This window comes from Reichenbachiella sp. MALMAid0571, assembly GCF_040151475.1.
GTDB lineage: Bacteria > Bacteroidota > Bacteroidia > Cytophagales > Cyclobacteriaceae > CAXBNB01.
On the sequence record NZ_JBDKWG010000151.1, the window covers coordinates 224,649 to 250,026 of the forward strand.

The following is a 25,378-nucleotide window of genomic DNA, read 5'->3' on the forward strand; positions in this document are numbered from 1 at the left end:
ATATGAAACAAAGACCAATATAACCAGTATTTGTACCAAAGCTTAATTGATACGAAAGTTTTCGAGACAATTAAGCTAAAACCTTGCTGCCATAAGCAAAGTCAGGTCCTTAAACTTGAGGTCTAATTTCTTTGACAAGTGATAATTGGTCAACGAGCCCTTATAGGCGTACACTCCTTTCATAAACCATTTGTGTTGGAAAATGATATCATTGATGCCTCCACATTGAGAAACATCCAACAAGACAGGTGTAAGAATATTACTCAATGCCCTTGAGGCAGTTCTTGGGACACGAGAAGCTATATTAGGAACACAATAATGAATGATGTCATACTTTGTAAATACAGGATTTCTCAGATTGGTAGGTTCGGAGGTTTCAAAACAACCACCTTCATCAATGCTTACATCAAGGATTACAGCTCCTTTTTTCATCTGAGCAACCATCTCCTCAGACACTATGTGTTGAATCAATCCTTTTTCCGCACGTACTGCACCAATTACCACATCCGCATCTTTTAAGGCTTTTTGCAAAGAGGAATGGTCAATAGTAGATGTAAATATTTGACGATTCAAAAGATGTTTCAACCGCCTTAATTTGTAAATATGTGGATCAAAAACCTTCACATCAGCACCAAAACCCACTGCTGCTCTGGCTGCATATTCAGCCACAGTCCCGGCTCCCAATATCACCACTTTTGTAGGAGGCACTCCGGTAATCCCTCCCAAAAGTACTCCCATCCCCTTATTGGTTGCACTGAGGTATTCCGAAGCGATCGGTATAGCTGTACATCCGGCAATCTCACTCATCGCCCTTACTATAGGCAATCCTCCTACTTTGTCTTCAATGTATTCATACCCAACGGCCGTAATTTTCTTTGAATTGATCAGGTTTATACGTTCTTTAAATCCATCATTGAGGTGAATGGTAGAAATAAGTGTTTTACCATTTTTGATCTTTTTCAATTCCTCCAGACTGGGAAATTTTACTTTAAGCACAATGTCAGAAGAAAAAACCTCTTCCACATCAGAACTAATTTTAGCACCTGCTTCGCTGTATTGATGATCGGTAAAATTAGCACCCTTTCCGGCTCCAGATTGAACTACTACATTATGGCCATTTGCAGCCAACAACTCTACCGCTTTGGGAGTCAGAGACACTCTATACTCATGCTCGGAGCTTTCTTTAGGTATCCCGATAAATAACTGATGTCTGTCTTTCTTAACCTTTAACAGTACTTCTTGAGGATATAGGCGGGACTCAGATGCCAATGAAGAAATACTACCCTTAAGCTGGTCACTCATGTTCTGTTATGCTAATCTCACGTTCGTTTTCTATTACTAAATTAATACTTATTTTAACGAATCTGTCAGGAATCAGTGAAGGTATTTTCTCAGGCCATTCAATAAAACAAATATTGTCAGAATAGAAATATTCATCACAACCAATGTCAATCGCCTCTATTTGGTCTTCTATCCTGTAAAAATCAAAATGAAAAAGTTCATCACCTGTGTCAGTCTGATAAACATTCAATAATGAAAATGTAGGACTACTTACATTGTCAACTACATTCATTTGAGCGCAAATTGATTTGATGAGACTAGTTTTACCCGCTCCCATCTGCCCCTCAAAAAGCCAAATATTATATCCTTTACAAGCCTGGATTACTTCTTGAGCTACACCATCAATTTCTCCTAAATCAGAATACCTAATTGTCATTTAAGTGTTTTTTGGTTGCAAATGTACAACCGGCAAGATCATTTCTTCAAGGGAAATTCCTCCATGTTGGAATGTATCTTTATAATAATTCACATAGTAATTGTAGTTATTAGGATAGGCAAAAAAGTCATCATTAGTTGCAAATACATAAGAACTAGACACGTTTACTTTTGGCAAAAACAAGCTATCGGGATTTCTGGACACGAAAACATTATCGCTTTTTTTGAAATTTAAGTTTTTTCCAACTTTAAATCTCAAATTGGTGTTTGTGTTTTTGTCTCCTACAATTTTGACCGGCCTTTTGACCCGGATAGTTCCATGATCGGTTGTGACAACTACATGCACATCTTTTTGTGATAGAATTTTCAAAGCTTCAAACAAAGTAGAATGCAAAAACCATGAATTAGTAAGAGAGCGGTACGCACTTTCGTCAGGAGCCAGCTCACGAATCATTTTCATATCCGTACGGGCATGAGAAAGCATATCAACAAAGTTATAAACAATTGCATTCAGGTCATTGTTGAATAGGTTATTGAAATTAGCCAGCAATTGTTTGCCTTGGTTTTTGTGAACTATTTTATGGTATGAAAATTTAATATCGAGATTGTTCTTTTTAAGTTGACGAGCCAAAAATTCCTCTTCAAAATTATTTTTCCCTTCTTCTTCTATTTCATCTACCCATAAATCCGAATGATACTTTGCCATATCTGATGGCATCATACCACTAAAAATAGCATTTCGGGCGTATGCAGTGGTAGTTGGCAATATTGCGAATGCAGGATTTTTACTCTCAATATTAAAATACTCACCAATGATTGGCTCCAATAATTCCCATTGATCGAATCTCAAATTATCTATTACAAAGAAAAAAACAGGCTTTTCACCTGTTAGCTTGGGAAACACTTCCTTTTTCATCAATTGATGAGAAAGCAACGGTTTTGGAACATCTGCATCATTCAACCATGACTCATAATTGTTGATAATATACTTTGTGAATTCAGCATTGGCACCTTCCTTTTGCATATTAAGCACTTCCGCCATATCCTTTTCAGAAGTTTTGTCAATTTCAAGTTCCCAAAACACCATTTTCTTATATACCTCAATCCATTCATTAAAATCAAGGTCTTCATTTACTGCCAGACTGATATTGGTAAAATCCTGCTGGTAACTTTGGTTGGTGTGCTCTGAGACCAACCGTTTGTTGTCCAGTATTTTTTTAATAGACAACAAAATTTGATTAGGATTAAGTGGCTTAATCAGGTAATCAGCTATTTTGGCTCCTATCGCCTCTTCCATTATGTTTTCTTCCTCACTTTTAGTGATCATCACTACCGGAAGATTAGGAAGCGTACTTTTTATCTGTGTAAGGGTTTCAAGCCCGGTTAGGCCAGGCATATTTTCATCCAAAAACACCAAATCGTATGAGTCCTCCGCTATCTTTTCCAAAGCATCCGCACCGCTATTGACAGGTTCTACTTCATACCCCTTTTTATTCAAAAACAAAATATGAGGTTTTAACAAATCAATCTCATCATCCGCCCATAAAATTTTATATTTCCGCATAATATCCTTTATTTTGAGTATTATAATTTTACAAATTAAACTTCAACACCTCCTTCATAGTCAGCAATAGTAATACCAACTTAAGGGATAACAACTATATTTTGAAAATAAACAAGAACAAGATAATCAACGACCCTGTATTTGGTTTTATTACTATTCCAAACGAACTGATTTTCGACATCATAGAACATCCTTACTTTCAAAGACTAAGAAGGATCAAACAACTCGGCCTGACCAACCTTGTATATCCCGGAGCTTTCCACACTCGTTTCCACCATGCCCTTGGAGCCATGCATTTGATGCAACTCACTTTGGAAAACCTGGCCACCAAAGGAGTAAAGATATCCGAAGCGGAGCACAATGCTTCCCTTATTGCCATTCTGCTTCATGATATAGGCCATGGCCCTTTTTCACACACTTTGGAGTTTAGTTTACTCAACGGAGTATCTCATGAAGAAATCTCCCTCATCATCCTTCATAAGTTAAATGCCGTTTATGACGGAAAGTTGGATTTGGCCATAAAGATTTTTAAAGGCGAGTACGAAAGAATGTTTTTTCATCAATTGGTTTCTAGTCAGCTTGACATAGACAGAATTGATTACCTCCGACGAGACAGTTTTTTTACAGGAGTATCCGAAGGCACTATTGGGTCGGAGCGCATCATCAAAATGCTTGATGTAAGACACGATCAAATAGTAGTCGAAGAAAAAGGTATCTATAGCATAGAGAATTTTTTGAGCGCCAGAAGGCTCATGTATTGGCAGGTGTACCTTCACAAGACTTCAGTAAGTGCTGAGGAAATGCTGATCCAAATAATCAAAAGAGCCCGTCACCTTACTCAAAAAGGTGTTAAAGTGATTGCTACTCCTGCTCTTGCTATCTTTTTAGAAAGAAATGTTTCAAAAAATGATTTTGAGCAAAACCCGGATATTATAGACGTATTTGCCTTGCTGGACGACAGTGACGTATGGGGTTCAATGAAATTCTGGGTTGACCATGAAGATTTTGTACTCTCCAAACTCAGCAAAATGCTGTTGGGAAGAAAGATATTCAGGATAGAAATGAACAACATCCCCCAATCTAATGAACAAATTGATAGCATAAAGAAAAAAATTAAAGCCCAATTTAACCTAACCACAGAAGAAGCTGAATACTTTGTTGGAAGTGGAAAAATAAGCAATGAGGCCTATATTTCCAGCGGGCAAAAAATAAACATACTCACCAAAAAAGGGGAAATAATTGATATTGATACGGCTGTTGAGCTTCCCAATATAAAAGCAATGAGTAAAATTGTAACCAAATACTATCTTTGCTGCCCAAAAGAAGTAATCATTTAATATTTTATGGATTTTAAAATTTCTCAGATTGCCCATATTTTGAATGCTAAAGTAGAAGGCAACCCTGATCTGGTAGTAAATAATATAGAAAGCATTGAGGAAGCAGGAGAAGGTTCTATATCTTTTTTATCCAATCCAAAATATGAAAACTTCATCTATACAACCAAAGCAAGTGCTGTAATTGTTGACCATAAATTCGAACCTAAGGAGGAAGTGAAAACTACCCTTATTCGTGTGGATGATCCCTACCTCAGCTTCACAGCACTACTGGAGGAATATCATAAAATGATTTCATTTCAGAAGTTAGGGGTCGAAGAACCAAGCTTCATGGGAAGTGATTCTTCACATGGCGAAAATGTTTACCGGGGTGCATTTTCTTACATCGGAAACAATGTAACGATAGGTAACAATTGCAAAATCTATCCACAAGTATATATCGGAGACAATGTAATAATTGGTGACAATACCATCCTTCATTCCGGAGCAAAAATTTATGCCAACTGCAAAATAGGAAATCATTGCGTAGTGCATTCCGGAGCAGTTATTGGTAGCGATGGATTTGGGTTTGCCCCTCAAAAAGACAGTACCTATAAAACCATTCCGCAAATTGGGAATGTGGTAATCGAAGATCATGTTGATATAGGTGCCAACACTACTATCGATTGTGCTACATTCGGATCTACTGTAATTAAAAGTGGAGTAAAACTCGACAACCTTATTCAGATCGCACACAATACTGAAATCGGAAAAAATACGGTAATAGCTGCTCAGGCCGGCATATCCGGATCAACTAAGGTCGGAGAAAACTGTGTTATTGCCGGACAAACCGGCATAGTAGGCCACCTGAAAATAGGAGACCATATTACCATAGCAGCACAATCAGGTATCACCAAAAATATAAACAAAAAAGGAGCAGTAATGCTGGGAAGTCCTGCCTTCGAGATGGCTGATTATAAGAAATCTTATGTGATTTTTAAGCGGTTGCCAGATTTGATGAACAGGATAAAGGAACTTGAACAAAAAATACTAAATTTGCCGACTTGATTCCGCAGGGTGGTTTCTGAAGTTTGCCAGATATAATTAAAGCATGAAAGTTTATCAACATACTATAAAAGAGCCTGTTACTATTTCAGGAGTAGGTTTGCATACAGGTGTCGTTTCGAATATGACCTTCGAACCAGCTCCACCAAATCATGGAATAAAATTTCAAAGAACTGACCTGAGTCATCAGCCGATTATTGATGCTGATGTGGACAATGTAGTTGACCTTTCCAGAGGAACATCTATAGAGCAGGATGGTGGACGTATAAATACCGTCGAACATACATTGGCAGCCATTGCCGGTCTGCAAATAGACAATGTTTTGATAAAACTGGATGGCCCTGAACCTCCAATATTGGATGGAAGTGCCATACAATTCATAGAAGCTTTAAACAAAGTAGGTTTTGAACAACAAGGTGCTCAGAGAAATTATTTTGAAGTACCAGAAAGCATCTATTTTAGAGACAAAGCCAATGAAATAGAATTGGCTGCATTGCCATCGGAAGATTACAGAGTCACGGTAATGGTTGACTACAAATCCCCGGTTCTTGGCAGCCAGCATGCCTCACTGAACAATATCGAAGATTTTTCAGACCAGATAGCATCTTGCCGTACTTTCTGTTTTTTACATGAACTGGAAGAATTGCACCAAAGGGGCCTGATAAAAGGTGGTGATTTGAACAATGCCATAGTCATAGTTGATCGTGTGATAGAAGACGATGAGTTGGATCAATTGGCAAAGCTTTTCAACAAACCTAAAGTTGAAGTAAAGAAAGAAGGCATTCTAAACAATGTCGAATTGAGATACCCCAACGAACCCGCCAGACATAAACTGTTGGATGTAATTGGAGATTTGGCATTGGTAGGCCGCCCTTTGAAAGCACAGATACTTGCTGCCAGACCAGGACACGCCTCGAATATTGCCTTTGCAAAAAAAATAAAGAAATTGATGGAACAGGAAAAAAAGAGCATAGTTCCCGACTATGATCCTACTCTTCCTCCGGTAATCAACATCAATCAAATTACCAAAATACTACCCCACAGGTATCCGTTTTTACTTATCGACAAGATATTTTATCTGGATGATACTTATGTGGCCGGGGTTAAAAACGTAACCTTTAACGAACCATTTTTCCAGGGGCACTTTCCCGGAAACCCTGTTATGCCGGGAGTTTTACAAGTAGAAGCTATGGCTCAAATAGGAGGTATTCTTGTATTAAATTCCGTACCGGATCCCGAAAACTACTGGGCTTATTTTCTGGGAATAGAAAGTTTTAGATTTCGAAAAATGGTTCTTCCCGGAGACACCCTTGTTATCAAATGTGAATTGCTGGCACCTATCAAACGAGGAATTGCGAAAATGAAAGGAACGGCTCATGTAGGTGGCAACCTTGCATGTGAAGGAGTAATGACTGCCAGTATTGTTAAAAAAGATTCATGAATCAACCATTATCCTATATACATCCACAGGCTAAAATTGCCAGGAATGTTGTAATCGAACCTTTTACTACCATTAGCAAAAATGTAGTGATTGAAGAAGGTACCTGGGTGGGATCGAATGTTACCATCATGGAAGGTGCCAGAATTGGTAAAAATTGTAAAATATATCCGGGAGCAGTACTTTCTTCCATTCCTCAGGATTTAAAATTCTCAGGGGAAGAAACCATCATGGAAATTGGCGACAACACCGTTATCAGAGAGTTTGTAACGATTAGCCGGGGAACAATGGACAAGCACAAAACCATCATTGGCAGCAATTGCCTGCTTATGGCTTATGTGCATGTAGCACATGATTGTGTTATTGGAAACAATTGCATCCTGGTAAATGCCGTACAGGTAGCAGGACATTGCAATATCGATGACTATGCCATTATTGGTGGTGCCAGTGCCGTTCACCAATTTGTAAACATAGGCATGCACGCAATGGTATCAGGGGGATCATTAGTGAGAAAAGATGTACCTCCTTACACTACAGCAGGACGTGAACCTCTGGGATACTGTGGCATCAATTCCATTGGATTAAGAAGAAGAGGCTATTCCAACGAGTCAATTAACGAGATACAGGAAGTTTATCGCTACATATACCTCAAAGGCATGAACAATTCCAAAGCCATTGACCTCATAAAAGTGGAAATGCCCTCCTCAACCGAACGAGATGAAATCATTAAATTTGTTGGAAACTCCAATCGTGGAATAATGAAAGGATTCAATACTTAATAGAATAAAGTCTATAAGCACTACCATACTAGTCTTAGATCAGTTTTTGATCCACTGCTAAAAATGAATATAACACTCGAAGGAATAGGAAAAAGATTTAACAACCGGGAGTGGGTGATAAAAAACCTGAATTATTCCTTCGAACAAAACAAAACCTATGCGATTACCGGTGCTAATGGAAGTGGGAAATCTACACTAACCAAAATCATTTCGGGTATCAACCTCCCTTCATCCGGATCTGTCCATTACGAAAGCAACGGCAAACCATTGGATTCTGACCAATTTTACAAACATCTGACTTACGCTGCTCCGTATCTCGATCTGATAGAAGAACTTACTCTTAAGGAATTACTCCATTTTCACTTCCAATTCAAAAAAATACAGGAAGGTTATTCATTAAATGATTTAATGCACAAAATGTACCTGGAAGACAGCAAAAACAAGTACATCAGCAATTTTTCATCCGGCATGAAGCAAAGACTCAAGCTTGGTTTGGCATTGTTTTCACAGGCTTCTGTGACTTTGCTGGACGAACCCACCTCAAACATGGATGAACAGGGAGTATCATGGTATTCCGAACAAATAGCATCCGTGGCTGGTTCCAGAATACTTATCATTGCCTCTAATCAGGCTTATGAGTATGGTATTACTGACCTTATCATTGATCTTAACTGATCCAAAGCCTCCTATAATTGTTGCGTTTTTCTGAACTGGAAATTAGGTGCATATCCTAAAAAGATATATTTTTGATCTTAAGGAAAAAAATTTTTTAATCTTAACTCACACAACATGAACAAGTTTTTGAATTATTTTACAACAGCTGCGCTGATTCTCGCCTTGGCGATTTTTGCTAGCTGTGGAGGCGGAGGTGAAGAACCGGACGCTCCGATTGACCCTTGCGTGGTAAATGCTGGTTTTTTAGTTGCAGAAACTGCAACAGTGAAAAAGGTCACCAATCCTAATGGCACAATTGTCACTGACGATTGGACAGGGTTTACACTTTCTTTTGAAGGGTCAAAAGATGGTGGTAGTTATAGCACCAACGTTGGAACTTTCGACGACACCTCTCTGGCAAACATCTGGGCTGCCAGTGGCACCTGGACATTTGCTTCAACTGATGCAAACTGCAAAACACTTACGGTAAATGGTGGATTTAGTGGAGGTGCCAGAACTGTAGCGATTTCAGCCGTTACAGCTTCAGGTTTAAATCTTTCATTTAATGTACCGGAGGCAGATACCAATGGTAGGACATTGGGAATTGCCGGAGATTGGTTTTTCGAATTCAATTTCTAATACACAAATAAGACACACAACACAAAAAAGGCTCGAAATTCGAGCCTTTTTTGTGTCTTTTAATGTAATCTCCTATGTCATTACCAGCCACAGTTAACATCCAATTAAAGACCTCCACTCAAATTGTTTTTGAGAGAATGATAGTTGGATACATTACCTTGTCAAACTAACTAAAATATATTTTTTATTGGGGTCACAAAACATCAGTAAAGTATTTCCCTTCTACTATTTTAATTACCCTGTCTGCACTATCGTAATATTGCTCATCATGAGTTATAACAATAATCGTTTTACCTGCCTTCTTCATATCCGGTAAAAGTTTTTGGTAAAACAATTCTTTAAAAGTAGGATCCTGATTTGCTGCCCACTCATCAAACAAATATATTTCCTTGTCTTCCAATATTGCTGTCACCATGGCTAATCGTTTTAATTGCCCGGAAGATAAGTGTATTTCTGAATAAATACCTTTATCCAATCTTACTCTTCCAGAAAGCTTATAATCATGTAACAACCGGATTACCTCCCCTTCTTCAAAATCTATGTAGTTGATATTTTCAAATACATAGTTGTCTGAATATATAGAAGAAAACTTGTTTCTTAAAAGCATTAAATTTTCCCTCTCAATAAAATTTCCATTAAGCCATATCTGCCCTGATTTTGGAACATATAAACCAGTAATTATTTTAGATAAAGTTGTTTTCCCACTTCCATTCCCACCAGTTATAAACAATATTTCATTCCTATTGATATCCAGATCGATTGGTCCCAATGTAAAAGAAAAGTCGGAATCCTTACTTGTGTGTTCATAGGACACTCCTCTGAGACTTAAAAATCCTTTGTCCGCTACTATTGTATTTTCTAAAGAAACAGACTCCTCTTTATAGAGATTCAATGAGATTCCAAGCTTATCAATATGATTCAAAGCCGCTTCCAGTGGACGCAAGTTTTTCATAAATCCAGCCACACTGGCCATTGGTGATAACATGAATATCGACATCATGATAAATTCTGAAAAAAATTCAAAACTTACCATCTGATTATAATAAATTATTACGATGATAACGGCTAACCCTGACAGCATAAGAGACTCTGCTAATTTATCAGAGACCTGAATATTCACTCTTTCTTTAATTTTAAAGTAAAGTTCCTCTTTCAATGCATCCGGCAACTCCTTTTCAACAAAAAATGATTTATGCTCTGAGTTCAGATTCAACTCCCTAAGTCCGAATACCATATCATTTATTTTCACAAAACATTTATCCCAAGCCTGTCTATGCATATGAGCATAATACCTCAGTTTTTTATTAGTAAGCATAAGGATAATAAAAGAGCTCAAAAAGACACCAGCTACAAGTAGAGATAACTTCGGAGATAAATAAAACAAGTATCCCAGGATCCCCAATGCCAATGACAAACTCACAATTAAATTTGGAACTTTATCTATAAGATTAGAAATGGTAGTGATATCATGGGTAAGCACATTCAATATTTCCTTTTTCTTATTCTCTATTTTTTGATAGCTGGCTTGAGTTAATTTCAATGCAAATTCTTTTCTGAGTTCGAAAATAGAATTTTGAATAATAACAGCCAATAGTTTTGTAGATATAACCGAGAGAACTATAAAACCAAAAATTGACAAGCCAAAATATAGTATAAATTTGTTAGGATCAGACAAGCCTGCATGAACCGCATCATTGAGTTGTTTTATAGCAAAAGTCCCACAAAGCCCTCCTGTTACACTCAATAATGAAGCTAACAAAAATTTAGTTATAGATTTTCTAATGAAGAATAATATTGTTTTCATTTATAGCAAACTCTAAAGTAAAATAATTGATCCTCATTCATGTTTTCTCAAATGAAGAAGGGTTTGGGTAAGTCTCTTGGAGATAATTTTGAACCAATTTCACCACTTTCATGTTTGGATTGTCCTTCTGGTCATCATTGAGGCAATAGAAGTTTGGTTTCATTGATTTTAATTTGGCTATTCTCTTTTCTTGATAAGGCAAGTTATTAGTTATTTTATGAAACATGTTTACCTTCTTTAGGCTCCATAGTTTGATGGCTCTACTATACTTTCCTTGATACTTGAGCATATAATATTTATATAATTTAGGTGGTCTTATGTGGTAGCCCATTCTGAATTTACCACGTCTGGTTTCTTCGATTTCATCAGGATGTACATGCATCATATCCGCCCAGTAATTTCTTTTGATCAGAAGAGGACAATGTTCTACTAATCCCAAGCCTATTATATCAAATTTACGATCATAAATCCTGAAAGGTAGATTTTCACCCATAATAGTCCCGAAAACGCTAATAACCCCTTTGGATGAAAGGAATAATTCTAAAGGCGTTGCTTTTCCAAAAAGAAAATCATCATTTAGGTACATAAAATACTCTGATATTCCTGGAATCTTATGCAGATAGCTTTCTATTGACAGGCAATTAAAAGTAGGAAGGTGCTCTTTATTTTCAAAAAACTCGTCATGGTGTACTATCTGAATTTTGGAATGGGAGGTATCCAGCCATTCTGGTACTTGTGGTCGTTGAGTAACAATGTATATTTTATTGAACCAAGGCACATACTTTTCAAGGGAACGGATACTGTACTTAAGCATGTCATACATGTCCCGAAAGCGCTCGGGATTCACATCCTCGCTTTTATTCTTGTAATGTTGACTGGCTTTTATAAATTCGCCATCTGCACCATCGACCCAGGTATATACTATGTCAATTTTTTGTTTACTTGTATCCAACAGACTTATTTAAAAAACCAGCACAATGTTATGAAGAATATCAATCTATGGCAACATATCCAAAGATTTACAAATGTCTTTTTTACCGCTATTCCTGGAAATTACAAACAAAGATTGCGTGCTATTTTACGACATGCTTATCAGGTAACTAATAACCATTTACAGCAATTAAATATTGACTATTGGCTGGATTATGGCACTCTCCTGGGATACTATCGAGAAAAAGATATATTGGCTTTTGATCTGGATATTGACTTTGGAATACCGGAATGTTTTTATTCAAAAATATGGGAATCCAGACACTCTTTGCCCAAAGGTTTTGTGATGTATGACTCATCTTATAGACATAGGGGCCCAAAATTGTATATACAATACAAAGGATTCAAAATAGATCTTTATTTTTATGAAGATAAAAATGAAATGCTGGCCAACTATGAAATCACCAAATACCCTTGTGAAGTAAAACCTTTATCAAAAGAGATTACTTTTCCACTGAAAAAAGTTGCATTCCTTGAAGCTTCTACTTTAGTTCCTAATCAACCCAAGGCATATTTGGAACACTATTATGGATATATTGGTGCAGATGCCGTCAGGGACAAATCGACTGGTTATTGGCGCAAAAAGCTGTAAATCAATTAATCAGGCTTTCTCGACCAACTTAGGATAGATGAGTTCCTTTGCCCTTTTTAAATGTTTTTCGTTATCGATTTCACACCAAACCAAATCATCTATCTTTCTCACAAAAAAATTATGTTTATTTAAAATTTGAGTAAATCCACGTTCATAGTCCCAATGCTTATATTGTTCGTCAGCCCTCACCAAATCACACAATGAAGACAATGCATTTTTGGATATTTTTGTAATTCCAACCAGCTCTCCGGTAACCTTGTTTACTAAACTCTTATCTTTACTTAAGGTAATAAATCGCATGTCATCATCTGCTTCAATATATACTTCATCATCTGAATTAGTAGCACCTGATGCAAGTATCAGGTTTTCTTCTTCAGCATGAACCAACGCCTCAATAGCTCTTGGTTCATACAGAATATCCGATTCCAAAATCAGGAAATCATTTGTTATTATTTTCTCAGCAAGTACCAGAGTATAAAGACTCCCTGATGATTTATAGTCAACATTTTTATAAATCTCAAAATTGTACTGATCTTGAATACCTTCATACAACTTGCTGAGATGACCACAACCTATAATAATATTCTTTATTCCTTTTACCTGAAGTATCTTCAATGAACGCTCGATAAGTGTTTGACCTCCTACCTCCACAAACCCCTTTGGAATATTGTAGGTTTTGGGTCTCAATCTAATGCCACTACCTGCAGCCAATATCACGGCTGTTTTTATTCTTTTTTCCACGTATCTCCTTCTTGTATATTCTAATACTTACTATAATAAATGGCGAAGATAGGACAAGTAATCATAATCAAATACTAATGCCTTGTAAGGTTTGATAAATACGTATTCTCGTTTGTCATAATTTCCATTTATCAATTTGCTATTGATGGTAATTCGGATAATCTTTGATCTAATTGGAAGTAATAAACACATAAAATTATATGACTAATCGTGGCATAGTTTATAGGGTGAACTCATTATTTAGAAAACTGGAAAAAATTGGTGTGATCAGGAAGACTCCAAATTTTGTGACAGACTGCTATAAAGACTACCCCGAACTAAAAATACTTGAAGACAACTATCCCTTGATCCGAAAAGAGTGTGAAAATATTTTAACATTCAAAGAAAACATAACGGATGTTAAAAATTTAATGGGCAATCAAACCCAAGGAGGAATCCATACTATTAAGTGGAAGTCATTTATGTTAAAGTCTGGTGTTTTTGTGAAAGAAAATTGTGAAGTCTGTCCTGAAACAACCAAAATATTAACACAAGTACCGGGAATCCGCACTGCCTTTTTCAGCATACTAGATCCTGAACAATATATAACGCCACACGAAGGCTACTATGATGGATTCATGAGGTATCATCTGGGTGTAATCATTCCAAACAACAATGCCAACCAAGAATGTTGGATAAGAATAGCGAACGAGAAAATTGATAAAACTAAAATATCAGAATTAGGCAATAAATATTACTGGAAAAACGGTGAAGGAGTGCTATTTAATGACAACTACACCCATGATGCACACAATCAATCTAAAGAAATCAGAGTGATTTTATGGCTTGATGTCGAGCGTAAACTTCCTTTATTACTCAGTCTAATCAATAAAATTATGCTAAATGTGGCATATTCTACTGAAGGTGTTAAAAAAGTAGCTAAAAATGCTGTGGTAAAATTCTAACCACTAGCCATTCATACACAAAAAAACCACTCCAATTAATTTGAAGTGGTTTTCGATTTCTTACTGATGACCCAAATTTAGTAATACCGATATTTTGGTGGGGATATGCCACTCATCCTGATATACATATTTGCCTTGCCTTTGTGGTTGGTAAGGTGGTCATGAGCAAACATCATTCCTTCCAGACGGCTCATTGTATTTCCTGAAAAACTTGTAGTAGTTTCATTTAGCAGTTGATCGTTTGACATGGTCTTAATAATATCCCATGCCTCGTTCAGGCTGGTACTAACCATATTTTTCAGGTCTTCTCTGCTAATTCCTGACAAATCCATATCCGGTGGTGGGCCTGCTGGTTTTATATCCTTCAAAAACATGTTGGCAATGACTTTAGAAGATCCGGCAATATGAGCCAATTGACCTGCAAATGTTTTCAAACTATCGTGAGGTTTGTAGTCGTACCGATCTTCCGGCATGGCATCAGCCATTTCCAGCAATTGCGTTATGGCTTGTTTCCAAACCAATTCATGTTGTTCTACTATGCTGTAAGAAGGTGTTTCTGTTACTTCCTCCACTGCAATGGTTTCTTTTTCTGCCGGAGGGGAGCAATAGGTCAGCCCAAATGCTAATCCTACAAATGCAATAGGTAATAGTGGTAATTTCATGGTATATAGAGTTTTGATTTTCATATACAAGTTAAATAAAAAATTAACTCCATTCTTCAATGACCATCTAAAAATGAAATCACAAAACAAAACCCTGTCATGATTTACACAACAGGGTTATTTCGTCTATTTTAAAATTCTAATAATCTACTCCTTCGGCACAAATTCACTCATACCTTTAAATACTTTTGAGAGTAAAGTTTCATCAGAAAAATACCCTATATCATTCTCAGAAGAATGAAATACCCATGTGGTGTCACTTTGATATCCTTCAATAGTGATATCGTTGCTATTAGAAAATTGAAAAGTGGCAGAAATTACCGGCACGGTTAAATTACTTTGGTCATCCACAAAATTATTGCCGTTAACATAGCTTAATCCTGAAATGTACTTGGCTACATTGGTCGAATCAGCAGATTGACCGTTTGCAGTCCACCGATCCCCGACTTTGCTTAATTGAACAGAAGAATCAGCCGGATAACTGAAGTTTATGTTTATCAGTGAATCTTTTTTTATTCTGGCCAAAGTCTTGTTTCGATACGAAGAAGGCTCAGCGGACACAGAAAAACTCATGAAATTATTAGCCGCATATACTTCTTTGTCTTCATACAGTCTGACAAATGTATGATACGCCCTCTGTCCCTCCATTCCAAAACGCCCGATTACCATGTCCAGTGTAGTCTCTGATCCTTCGATCACTCTGATCCTTGTACCCGTAGAATCTACCTGATAATCTTTCCAATTGGCTTCATTTTTAGTAGCCATTCTGGACGGCTTGATGGTAAGTAGTGCCCCTAAAGTATTAGAAACCGAAGCTTGAGTTGCAGGCACCACCTTTCCATTTGCCAATTTCAATTCCCAGTCAGAACCCTTTTTAGTCAACTCCACTATTCCAGCTTTTGATTCGATGTTGATGGCCGTCACTTTGGCTGTATCAATCTCCACAAGTTCAGAGCGCAACGACTTGCTTTTCTTCTTTCCTCCGGTCAATTGAACTATGCCATAAATAGCCACCAATGCGACCAGAATACCTATGAGTTTTATGTTTGATAATTTCATTTTTTCTATATAATGACTTTTAACATTAAAGGTAAAACCAATAATTAAAGGTTAGTGGTGGATAGAATGAATCAATAAACCCCTTCTCTCCACTTGTTTCTCTTCATTTGATTTCTTTGCCTTCTCACAAATGCATAAATAAGGATAAGGAAAATGGGCCCCAGCACATTGCCGTATTTCAACATCTCTCTTGTAGAATCTTCCACAGCATCCAAAGGACGAACTGAGATTCCTTTGGTTCTCAAATCAATAAGTCCGGTATCGTCCGATAGCCAGTCAATCGCATTGGATGTGAAATTCACATTGTCTTCACTGATTTGCTGAGGAGGGCTGCCATTTATGACATACCGACCATTGGATATTACCACCAATCTGGAATCAACTGATCCTCCAAGAGGCCCATCCAGTGCCAAGGCAACAACCTGTTCTCCCTGATTGAAATCATTTTGTGTCCACTTTCTATTGACATCCACATATCCCGGGGTTGCTGCAAACCCAGATGTCTCTGATGTCATCAGCAAAGGAGTAAAATTGACCAGTGAGTCCGTGCCACTGTATGTCAAAGCACTTACAAACGGAAGCATGATGTCTTCCAATCCTTTTGTTGCAGGATGATCAGCAAAGTTGTTGATTCTTGGAAAATACGGAAACTTGATCTGACTCCTGAAATTAAACATGCCATTTTGTTGCTGCACAGTAACAGAACCACTATTTGCATCTATTACAAATTGATTCCCCATATTCACTTTCTTACGACTCAGCCATCCCCTGATTCCTATGTCACTTCCTACACTCAACTGCCCGGTTGACAGGTCGCCATTCAAATTGCTATGAGACAAAAACACATTTCCACCCTGAGCCATGTAATTGTCAATTTTAGTGAAATGAGCCAATGGAATGGTGTCAGTAGGATTTATCATCACCACTGCTTTGAAGTATGCCGGAATTTCATCCGTATCTGAAATGGTATAAGCCTCCACATCATACAATACTGAAAGCTGCTGTGCCAATTGTGCTACTTCCTGAACAGTAGGCTCACCATGTCCCTGCAATAGTGCTACTTTGGCTTTGTCGTCAACTGATATTTTCTTAATAGAAGTGGTTAAATCATATTCCATGTTCACACCCGGTTGCACCAGTGGTATGATTTCTTTTTTTTCTCCCTTCATCAATACAGCTCCCATGTAAGCTCTGAGCTGTTGTACCTGATCCTTTTCAGTCACATTTACCACTATCGGCTGTATGCCGTTTTGCTGTGCTTCCTGTTCTATTTCTTCATTATCGTTCGGACTAATAAATTCAAACACAATATTACCTTCTGATCTGTTTTCATATTCCAGCAACAAATCTTCAAAATCCTGCCTGTTACTGATAAGCTGTGTAGGAAGATCTTCTGAGAAATACGCTTTCACTGTAATGACATCATCCAGGTTTTCTAGTATGTCCAATGTCGCATCACTCAAGGTATATCGCTTATCTTCAGTAAAATCCAATCTGAAATATAGTTTTGAAGAAATCATATTTATGACCACCAGAATGAGCATAAAAACGGATAATCTTACTATTACTGTACTTTTCTTCATTGTCTTAAGTTATTCCAATTTTTTCAAAAAAATTAAGCACTCCAATTTCTTCTGGAAAGCATAGATTGAGAAAATGCTAACCCAGCCATAATCACTGAACCAAAATATATCAGGTCTCTGGAGTCGATCACTCCTCTGGAAAGAGAATCAAAATGAGTTCTCATGCTGAGGTAGTTAAATATACTTCCAATTCCTCCTCGAAATGTATAACCCATCACATCGAACAACAACTGGAAAAATATTCCAATGAGCAAGGCAAATAAGAAAGCCACTATCTGATTGTTGGTGATAGAACTGCAAAATATACCAATACTGATGTAACCTGCAGAAAGCAACAACAAGCCCAGGTAACCTCCTATGATGGCTCCATGGTCAGCAGATCCCAGTTGGCTCACTGTGATGTAATAAGGCAGTGTGCATAGCAAGGCTATCAAAACTAAAAGCACACAAGCCAAAAACTTTCCAACAACAATCTGCCAATCCGAAATGGCTTTGGTACTGAGCAATTCGATGGTTCCGGCACGATTTTCCTCTGCCAACATTCGCATGGTAATCGCCGGAATAAAAAAGAACAGCGACCAAAAGGCTATTCCGAAGAACACCTGAAGGCTTGCCTGATTCATTATAAATACATTGTTGCCAAAAAGCCATGTAAAAAAGCCACTGAGTCCCAGAAATATGACAATCAATACATAGGCTATGAGCGAATCGAAAAATGAGGCTAACTCTCTTTTAGTTATTATCCAGATCTTATTCATAAGTCTGATTGTTTATTTTGATAGTTAAATACAAATTGAAAATTATTAATTGGTAAGCTCTCTGAAAACATCTTCAAGACGGGTTTCTATGCCAGTCATTTCCATAAGGTACCATTTATTTTGTACACAAAGGTCAAAAATCGCTTTTCTTGAAAAGCTCTCCGGTTTACTTTGCACACGATAAAAACCCTCTTTTCCTTCCAAAGCATCAATTTTTTCGACCGTTGGCAAACCTAGCAAGGCTTTATGCACGTCTCCGCCTGATGCTTCGATCTGAATGGTCAAAAGCTCTTGTCCTTCTGATTGATGTCTGAGTGTATCTGCAGACCCATCGGCCACAATACGCCCTCTATTGATAATCAATATCCTGTCACAAGTGGCTTCCACTTCAGACAGGATATGTGAACTCAGAATTACCGTTTTTTCCTTACCCAGTTTTTTGATCAACTTTCTTATCTCAATAATCTGATTTGGATCAAGACCTGTAGTAGGTTCATCTAAAATCAACACTTCTGGGTCATGAATCATCGCTTGTGCCAATCCAACTCTTTGTCGGTAGCCTTTAGAAAGCTCGTTGATCTTTTTGTGTTTTTCCACTCCCAATCCACACATATCAATCATATCACCAATACGGCTGGAAATCTTGGATTTTTCCACACCTTGTATTTCTGCGGTAAATCTAAGATAGTCCACTATCGCCATGTCAGTGTAGAGTGGGTTGTTCTCGGGCAGGTATCCGATTTTCTTCTTTATCTCTTCAGGCTGATTCAGTACTGAAAGACCATCCAGCTTAATGTCTCCGCTAGTAGGAGACATGTAACAGGTGATCATTTTCATTGTTGTACTTTTTCCTGCACCGTTAGGCCCAAGAAAACCAACCACCTCACCTGTCTTCACTTCAAAAGAAATGTTGTTTACAGCCTTCTGTTCACCATACTTTTTGGTGAGTTCTTCTATTACTATTGACATACTTGTGATCTGATAATTTGCACAATTCTAATTTTTAATTTGATGCGGTGCAAGTTTATAAAGTCAATGATAAAAATTCAAGCAAGATTCAAATTGAAATGTTAAAAATTGTTAAGAGTATCAACTGATTTAATAATTTAAAAAAACAGCGTTCAAAACATATCTGTAAACCTTATAGCTGATGCAATTTGGGCATTGGGAGGAGTTGCCTTTTATCACTTTGCCTTTTAAAAAAAGATTTTTTTTAAAATTGACTTTTTATAATCTAATTTTTTCACCTATAGCGTCATTTTTCGATTGTGTTTTCTTGGATTAATCCCATATCCCAATGGATGTTAACTTTTTAAGCCTTCCATATAGCTTCACAAAATTTTCTGAGGTACTGGTCAGTGTGTGGCTAGAGCTTTCTATACCTGACAAAAAGATGAGTCTTGAAGATTATTATTTTCCCCAAGATTTCCGGTACTTACAGAAAGATATGTATTTGAGAAACAATTCAACCCTAAACAATTCTGTTAAATCTGCGCTTCAATTCTTAAGAATCAAATCAGTTCACTAATTTTTGTAGGTTTGCCCAATGAAAATCACTTCACTTGTTACTGGTGGTGCAGGCTTTATAGGATCTTATGTCGCCAATAATCTTATTGCTCTTGGACATAGAGTTATAGTACTTGATGATCTCTCTGGTGGAGTTAAAAAAAACGTTCGCCCATCTGCCAGATTTTATGCTGGTTCTATAACCGATGAAAGTCTGGTGAATAAGTTATTCGAAAAATATAAGTTCACTTATGTCTATCATCTGGCAGCCTATGCCGCTGAAGGGTTAAGTCATTTCATCAGAAAATTCAACTATGAACACAACCTTATGGGAAGCATCAACTTAATTAATGCATCAGTAAATCATGAGGTAAAGTGTTTTGTATTCACCTCTTCTATTGCAGTATATGGAACAGGTACTCTGCCGATGAAGGAGTCCAACCCTCCTTGTCCGGAAGATCCTTATGGCATAGCCAAATATGCAATAGAGATGGATCTTCTAAATGCTCAAAAGATGTTCGGTCTAAACTATGTAATTTTCAGGCCTCACAATGTATATGGCATCAATCAGAATATTGCAGACAAATACCGTAATGTAATTGGCATTTTCATGAACCAAATCTTGGCAAAACAGTCACTTACCATTTTTGGAGATGGGCAGCAAAGCAGGTCTTTCACTTACATCGATGATGTGGCTCCCTACATTGCTAACTCCGTAAATGTCCCGGAGGCAATCAATCAAACTTTCAACATAGGAAATGACTCAGTGCATACCGTCCGTGAACTCGCAGACGCTGTGAATCTTGCCATGGAAACCAAACTTGACATACGCAAACTAGAGCAACGCAAAGAAGTTCTTCATGCTTATGCTGACCACTCTAAGTTCAAAGAAATATTTAAACCAAAGCAATTCACAGACCTACATGAGGGACTTTTCAAAATGGCTCAATGGGTTAGAGCCAACGGGCATCAACCAAGCCAACAATTCGAAAATATTGAAATAACCAAGAACCTGCCAAACAACTGGAATCACTCCTAACTACAATGAATGACCAACCTTTAGTATCCGTAATTATGGCGGTGAAAGACACTGCACCTTACTTACACGACTGTATCGATTCTATTATTGCTCAATCCTATCAGCATTGGGAATTGATTGCTGTAAATGATCATTCGAGTGATGAAACCCCAGCCATTTTGCAAGAATACGCTGCAAAAGATGCCAGAATCAGGGTTTTTAACAGCGTAGGACATAAGCTCATCCCTACTCTACAGGAAGGTTATGCTCAGGTAAAAGGAACTCTGATCAATAGAATGGATTCGGATGATAAAATGCCCGACTACAAACTTCAGATATTGGTGGATGAATGGAAAAAATATGGAAAAGGAACCGTAATAGCCGGGGGCACTCAACATTTTGTAGATGAAGGAGAAGTTGGAGATGGTTTCCTTCGTTATGAAAACTGGTTGAATCAGGTAGCCAAAACAAGTACGCACTATCAGGAAATTTATCAGGAATGTGTCATTCCTTCGCACTGTTGGATCATTCACAAAGAAGACTTTGATGCAGTTGGTGCATTTGATCCTATTATTTACCCTGAAGATTACGACCTGTGTTTTCGCATGTATCGATTGGGGTTGAATGTGGTGGGAATTGACAAAATCCTCCACTACTGGAGAGACAGGTCCAATCGCATTTCACGAACATGGGAAGAATACAAAGACAACAGATACTTTGATTTGAAATTGAGGTTTTTCTATGAAATAGACAGGGACAAATCCAGGCCTTTGGTATTATGGGGAGCCGGAAAAAATGGAAAGGATATGGCCAAATTATTACTTTCTCATAAAGACACTTTCCATTGGGTTTGCGACAATGAAAGGAAAATAGGGAACGACATCTATGGTGTGGTATTACAACATTTTGATGACCTCAAAGAAATTGAAAGTCCACAAATAATCATTGTGGTAACATCTCCGGAAGGAAAAGCAGAAATACAGAAACTACTTATTTCCCTGGGCAAAAAACCTGTGAAAGATTATTGGTTTTTTGTTTAGAATTTCAACAGTAATTTTCTTCATAAGATGCCTGCCTCCGCAGACATGACGGTAATTCTGGCGATATCAGAAAACTCAAGCAAACAAACCAAAAACGAAGATTCGAATGGATACATTTCTCCTGCGAAAGCAGGAGTCTCATCAAAAAAATATGCTAAAACAAACTACTGTTATGTAACCTTGTCTGAGTGTTCTCCTTCATCACAGTTAAGTAAAACATAAGCAGCACGAAAGACCTGGGAAATGTGAGAACCTTTTTTTGATTATACAGTGCAATTGCTCAACTTCTTCCTTAAGTAAATGAATTACATACTTCTTCATAGTTTTTTTCAAAACTAATAAAATACGCCAATTTAAACTTTACTTAATGCTAGTATCCTTCAACTTTTTACAGCCAATATCTTACAAATAAACGTTTGGTGGTTTTTGCTAAAATTAAGATTATACTCGAAATCTTAAATAAGGACTTATCAAAGTTTGATTTATCAAATCCAGATAAACTTCTATTTTCTGATAGTGTAGAAAAAAAGATTCTGTCAGAAGAAGCTACTGGTCTGATAGGTATTTAAAAGTAAAAAAACACTTCAATCTAAATGATGAATATACCATGTATTCATTTAGACATACCTTCACAGCCAGAATTGTACAAAAATTTATGCAAGAACTTTAAACACATGGAAACACTTGAGAAAATGATGTTGATTACCGGACACTCTTCTATTGACTCATTGAAAAAATACTTGCATGATATTGATGCAGAGCTTCCAGAAGACTACAGTCATTTGGAGAAGTATGAATAAACTCTCCTGTTCTCTATTTATGACTATCTGGAAAAAGTTTCCAGTTTCTCTTTTACTTTTTTCAGTAAACTGGCGTCCTCATTCCATTCTTTTAATTGCCTTTTGTAGGCAGCCTGTGTTTTCGTGATACGCAGGGTATGTGGAGACCCTTTTCTGATGGTTTCTATGGTTAGGTCTGTTTCAACATTTCTGATGGCATCCTCTAACCACTCTCTTTCCTGCTGATTTTTGCGGTAATCAAAAACCTGCTCCACAGGCGATTGCATAAACCCGGCCAATAACTTCCATTGCTCGAAATATCTCTTTGTCCGGGGTACCGGACGTGACCAGTCTCCCGGTGGTTGCGGTTTATCACTCACCCGGTTTTGTAAATCGTCACGACACACCAGCAGTAGTTGATAGGCCAACTTGGTTCGCTTATTCATAGCAATGATTTCGCCGGCCAGAACAGCATTGATATAGCTTCTTTGTGTGTGTGTGACAAGAATGGCTGTCATCGTGTCGACCCATGCTTTATTTTGTGGAAACGTGCTTTCCAGGCTCAATATATCTCGTAACGATTTTGCCGTTACAGGCGGCACGTTCTTTTTATGCTCCGCAAAATACCCTGGCAAAGCTTTCAGTATCAAACCTACCAGGCTCCTGCAATCCGGTTGTGTATCCAAAGTATGGAGTATGGCCAGCAGGTGCTCAATAACTTGTGGATTACCTTGCTGACTAACCTCAGTAAATATGGCTTCCAGGTATTTTGTGGGATAAGAATGGGTCAGTTTTGCCCAGTGTGACGCATCAATTTTTAAGAAATACTCTTTCAGCAACCGATTTCCAATCTTGTGAAAGCAGGATACATCGTTCTCACCTAATAACCAGTCCACAATAATGTTATAGTCAGCACTTTCGTAGTATCTTTCTTCATCGAGGGGGCCTGACAGGATGGTTTCACACCATGTGATTTCGCTTTTGCTTAGCCAGTCCCGGTTTTTGTTGTAATAGGCAATCCACTCCAGCTTGTTGGCTGTAGTTTGCTCCGGGAGTAATTTTTCATGCGTCTTTGCAGACCAAAGTATTACCGCACCATAGTGATACCAGTGCATGATATCCGGACCATAGTTGCCCATATAGCCTGTGGATTCTTTTACGATCGGCTCATCATCGTCCAGATGAAATGAGGCCAGCAGGTCATTTTCTTCAAATGTAATATTGCGTAACGGCGGAACACCCTCATTCAACCAATGCTCTATATACAGCGATTCATCATATACATCCTCTATTACTGTATCCTCATCCGATCCATCCTCATACCCATACCCATCATAAGCCGGAGTACCGGCTTTATAAGAAGTTACCAGGCACATTTTGGCATAATACCCCGCTTGTCTTGCCGCTCTCAGCAGTGCTTCGGCTCTGGTACGATCATCCAGTTTCAGCCCTTCGGTTGAAAAATTTTCCGGTGTATATTGGTGCCCCAGCAAAATAATTCTGGGAACCATATCAGTATGGTTCGCATCCGCTTTTAATAGATTGGCCAGCTTTGTTACATGTTTTTCAAGCGGTTCCAAATGGATTTGTTTTCCCACCTTTAGTTGGATGAGGTTATACACCAATACCACCCTGTACCCGGAGGTCAGCGGTCTGATCTCATGGTCGCAATCAGCATAAAAAGCAGCATAAGGCATAACACCATCATCACAGCAATCATCAAACTTTATTACTTTTTCCTTTCCATCAAACCGCACCAACAGATCACCCCCACTGTGTCGCGACGGCAGGCCGATAACCAACGTACCAAACATTCCTTTTTCTTTTTCGGAATCTTTATGGGGAAGGAAAAAGTCACCTTTTTCATAAATGAGCATTTTATAGAGGTGGGCCGTGATCTCATCTTCTTCTATGCCTAAATCTGGCTTGATGGCGGATAATGCTTTGTGTAGAAATTTTACCCATTTATCGCCGTTAAATTTCAGTATAGCGGCATCTATTTCCCAGGCACTCCGAACTTTATCGTCTACAATAGTACTGCTTCCTTTTCCAAAAGGAGCTTTGTGGGCTGTATTTATCAACGCTTTTGCCTGCAGTTCATTGATAGGGTATGACAGTTCGCCCACACTTTCCACTTCCAAACCGGGAAATACAAATGGGGCTGAGCGACTACTGGCAAATGAGCCACTACCTTTGATTTCATTCAGACAGCTCAAAATATCTTTTTTCCAATTGGTCATAGCATATTGTTTGAAAGCTCGAATATAAGAACCCCGTTTGAAAAACCTGGTGTCGATGTACAACAGTTTTGCATTTATTTAGACTATAATGTGCTTTGAGAAGCCTTTCAGGGTTCTTAAAGCTTGTATTTTGAAGAGCCTTACCAATCTTTAAAAACTTAGTAAAGCAAAGAGCGAACTTTATCGACAGAACCTAAATAATAAATCACATCCTGCAAATGGTAGTGAAAATTAGCAAAGTAGCCCTCCGCCATGAGATTTCTACCTCCGCAGGTATCTCATAGAGATAAAAGACTAAGGGATGGTGACTTATAAGAGCCGCCACAGCAACTCCCTATCCATTATTTACCTCAAAATCTCCTTCTAGGTAAAACCCCTAAATTTTTAAGTTTGGAAAAACCCCGATATATGGGGATGCCGGATGTATGACCTTTGTTTCATAATTACAATGTTTCAAAATAAAACTAAAGAGTCATGAAAACTACTACTAATTT

General features: G+C 37.8%; 23 protein-coding genes. 11 read left to right on the forward strand and 12 right to left on the reverse strand.

Annotation, left to right across the window (positions count from 1 at the left end; genetic code table 11):
- Positions 1–75 precede the first annotated feature (75 nt).
- From AAOP42_RS23035 to porX, 3 genes are read right to left on the reverse strand one after another with little or no spacing between them, the layout of a single operon-like run.
- Positions 76–1,302, reverse strand: coding sequence for an alanine dehydrogenase (locus AAOP42_RS23035; RefSeq protein ID WP_349530949.1), 1,227 nt, complete (start codon positions 1,300–1,302; stop codon positions 76–78).
- Complete coding sequence (gene tsaE / locus AAOP42_RS23040) at positions 1,295–1,717, reverse strand: tRNA (adenosine(37)-N6)-threonylcarbamoyltransferase complex ATPase subunit type 1 TsaE (protein ID WP_349530950.1); 423 nt, start codon at positions 1,715–1,717, stop codon at positions 1,295–1,297. The genes AAOP42_RS23035 and tsaE overlap by 8 nt, the downstream gene beginning before the upstream one ends.
- On the reverse strand, positions 1,718–3,280 hold the full coding sequence (gene porX / locus AAOP42_RS23045) for a T9SS response regulator signal transducer PorX (protein WP_349530951.1): 1,563 nt from the start codon (positions 3,278–3,280) through the stop codon (positions 1,718–1,720).
- 107 nt (positions 3,281–3,387) lie between these two features.
- On the opposite strand from porX, the gene AAOP42_RS23050 reads away from it, so the two are divergent.
- From AAOP42_RS23050 to AAOP42_RS23075, 6 genes are all read left to right on the forward strand, one after another.
- Positions 3,388–4,617: an HD domain-containing protein gene (locus AAOP42_RS23050; RefSeq protein ID WP_349530973.1), complete on the forward strand. Its 1,230-nt coding sequence runs from the start codon at positions 3,388–3,390 to the stop codon at positions 4,615–4,617.
- Between the two features lie 6 nt (positions 4,618–4,623).
- Entirely contained in the window at positions 4,624–5,661 is a 1,038-nt protein-coding gene (lpxD, locus tag AAOP42_RS23055; protein ID WP_349530952.1) for a UDP-3-O-(3-hydroxymyristoyl)glucosamine N-acyltransferase, read from the forward strand.
- A 43-nt stretch (positions 5,662–5,704) separates the two neighbouring features.
- On the forward strand, positions 5,705–7,099 hold the full coding sequence (locus tag AAOP42_RS23060; protein ID WP_349530953.1) for a bifunctional UDP-3-O-[3-hydroxymyristoyl] N-acetylglucosamine deacetylase/3-hydroxyacyl-ACP dehydratase: 1,395 nt from the start codon (positions 5,705–5,707) through the stop codon (positions 7,097–7,099).
- Positions 7,096–7,875, forward strand: coding sequence for an acyl-ACP--UDP-N-acetylglucosamine O-acyltransferase (gene lpxA, locus AAOP42_RS23065; RefSeq protein WP_349530954.1), 780 nt, complete (start codon positions 7,096–7,098; stop codon positions 7,873–7,875). The genes AAOP42_RS23060 and lpxA overlap by 4 nt, the downstream gene beginning before the upstream one ends.
- A gap of 63 nt (positions 7,876–7,938) precedes the next feature.
- Positions 7,939–8,550, forward strand: a complete 612-nt coding sequence (locus AAOP42_RS23070; protein WP_349530955.1) for an ABC transporter ATP-binding protein — start codon at positions 7,939–7,941, stop codon at positions 8,548–8,550.
- A 114-nt stretch (positions 8,551–8,664) separates the two neighbouring features.
- Positions 8,665–9,168 carry a hypothetical protein gene (locus AAOP42_RS23075; protein WP_349530956.1) on the forward strand — a complete coding sequence of 168 codons (504 nt, stop codon included), beginning with the start codon at positions 8,665–8,667 and terminating at the stop codon, positions 9,166–9,168.
- A 193-nt stretch (positions 9,169–9,361) separates the two neighbouring features.
- Here AAOP42_RS23075 and AAOP42_RS23080 read toward each other — a convergent pair whose 3' ends face one another.
- Both AAOP42_RS23080 and AAOP42_RS23085 read right to left on the reverse strand, forming a co-directional pair.
- Positions 9,362–10,972 (reverse strand): cyclic peptide export ABC transporter, encoded by a 1,611-nt coding sequence (locus AAOP42_RS23080; protein ID WP_349530957.1) that lies wholly within the window; start codon positions 10,970–10,972, stop codon positions 9,362–9,364.
- A gap of 37 nt (positions 10,973–11,009) precedes the next feature.
- Positions 11,010–11,924 (reverse strand): stealth family protein, encoded by a 915-nt coding sequence (locus tag AAOP42_RS23085; RefSeq protein WP_349530958.1) that lies wholly within the window; start codon positions 11,922–11,924, stop codon positions 11,010–11,012.
- 30 nt (positions 11,925–11,954) lie between these two features.
- On the opposite strand from AAOP42_RS23085, the gene AAOP42_RS23090 reads away from it, so the two are divergent.
- Positions 11,955–12,554 (forward strand): LicD family protein, encoded by a 600-nt coding sequence (locus AAOP42_RS23090; RefSeq protein ID WP_349530959.1) that lies wholly within the window; start codon positions 11,955–11,957, stop codon positions 12,552–12,554.
- 9 nt (positions 12,555–12,563) lie between these two features.
- On the opposite strand, the gene AAOP42_RS23095 is transcribed toward AAOP42_RS23090, so the two are convergent.
- A complete protein-coding gene (locus AAOP42_RS23095; protein ID WP_349530960.1) occupies positions 12,564–13,295 on the reverse strand; it encodes a phosphocholine cytidylyltransferase family protein in 732 nt (243 codons plus the stop codon).
- A 200-nt stretch (positions 13,296–13,495) separates the two neighbouring features.
- Here AAOP42_RS23095 and AAOP42_RS23100 point away from each other — a divergent pair, with 200 nt between their 5' ends.
- On the forward strand, positions 13,496–14,239 hold the full coding sequence (locus AAOP42_RS23100) for an aspartyl/asparaginyl beta-hydroxylase domain-containing protein (protein ID WP_349530961.1): 744 nt from the start codon (positions 13,496–13,498) through the stop codon (positions 14,237–14,239).
- Between the two features lie 77 nt (positions 14,240–14,316).
- Here the strand turns inward: AAOP42_RS23100 and AAOP42_RS23105 are convergent, their stop codons facing one another.
- The 5 genes from AAOP42_RS23105 to AAOP42_RS23125 all read right to left on the reverse strand — a co-directional run bounded on the left by AAOP42_RS23105 (position 14,317) and on the right by AAOP42_RS23125 (position 19,270).
- A complete protein-coding gene (locus AAOP42_RS23105) occupies positions 14,317–14,901 on the reverse strand; it encodes a DinB family protein (protein ID WP_349530962.1) in 585 nt (194 codons plus the stop codon).
- A gap of 147 nt (positions 14,902–15,048) precedes the next feature.
- A complete protein-coding gene (locus AAOP42_RS23110; protein WP_349530964.1) occupies positions 15,049–15,960 on the reverse strand; it encodes a DUF4340 domain-containing protein in 912 nt (303 codons plus the stop codon).
- A gap of 71 nt (positions 15,961–16,031) precedes the next feature.
- Positions 16,032–17,543: a GldG family protein gene (locus AAOP42_RS23115; RefSeq protein ID WP_349530965.1), complete on the reverse strand. Its 1,512-nt coding sequence runs from the start codon at positions 17,541–17,543 to the stop codon at positions 16,032–16,034.
- 32 nt (positions 17,544–17,575) lie between these two features.
- Entirely contained in the window at positions 17,576–18,301 is a 726-nt protein-coding gene (locus AAOP42_RS23120; RefSeq protein ID WP_349530966.1) for an ABC transporter permease, read from the reverse strand.
- Between the two features lie 45 nt (positions 18,302–18,346).
- Complete coding sequence (locus AAOP42_RS23125; protein ID WP_349530967.1) at positions 18,347–19,270, reverse strand: ATP-binding cassette domain-containing protein; 924 nt, start codon at positions 19,268–19,270, stop codon at positions 18,347–18,349.
- Positions 19,271–19,847: 577 nt separating this feature from the next.
- Between AAOP42_RS23125 and AAOP42_RS23130 the strand changes: the two genes are divergently transcribed.
- From AAOP42_RS23130 to AAOP42_RS23140, 3 genes are all read left to right on the forward strand, one after another.
- Positions 19,848–20,846 (forward strand): NAD-dependent epimerase/dehydratase family protein, encoded by a 999-nt coding sequence (locus tag AAOP42_RS23130; RefSeq protein ID WP_349530968.1) that lies wholly within the window; start codon positions 19,848–19,850, stop codon positions 20,844–20,846.
- Between the two features lie 5 nt (positions 20,847–20,851).
- Complete coding sequence (locus AAOP42_RS23135; protein ID WP_349530969.1) at positions 20,852–21,865, forward strand: glycosyltransferase family 2 protein; 1,014 nt, start codon at positions 20,852–20,854, stop codon at positions 21,863–21,865.
- Positions 21,866–22,539: 674 nt separating this feature from the next.
- Positions 22,540–22,665: a hypothetical protein gene (locus AAOP42_RS23140; RefSeq protein WP_349530970.1), complete on the forward strand. Its 126-nt coding sequence runs from the start codon at positions 22,540–22,542 to the stop codon at positions 22,663–22,665.
- Positions 22,666–22,688: 23 nt separating this feature from the next.
- Here AAOP42_RS23140 and AAOP42_RS23145 read toward each other — a convergent pair whose 3' ends face one another.
- Positions 22,689–24,884, reverse strand: a complete 2,196-nt coding sequence (locus AAOP42_RS23145; RefSeq protein WP_349530971.1) for a 2OG-Fe(II) oxygenase — start codon at positions 24,882–24,884, stop codon at positions 22,689–22,691.
- Positions 24,885–25,378: the final 494 nt, after the last annotated feature.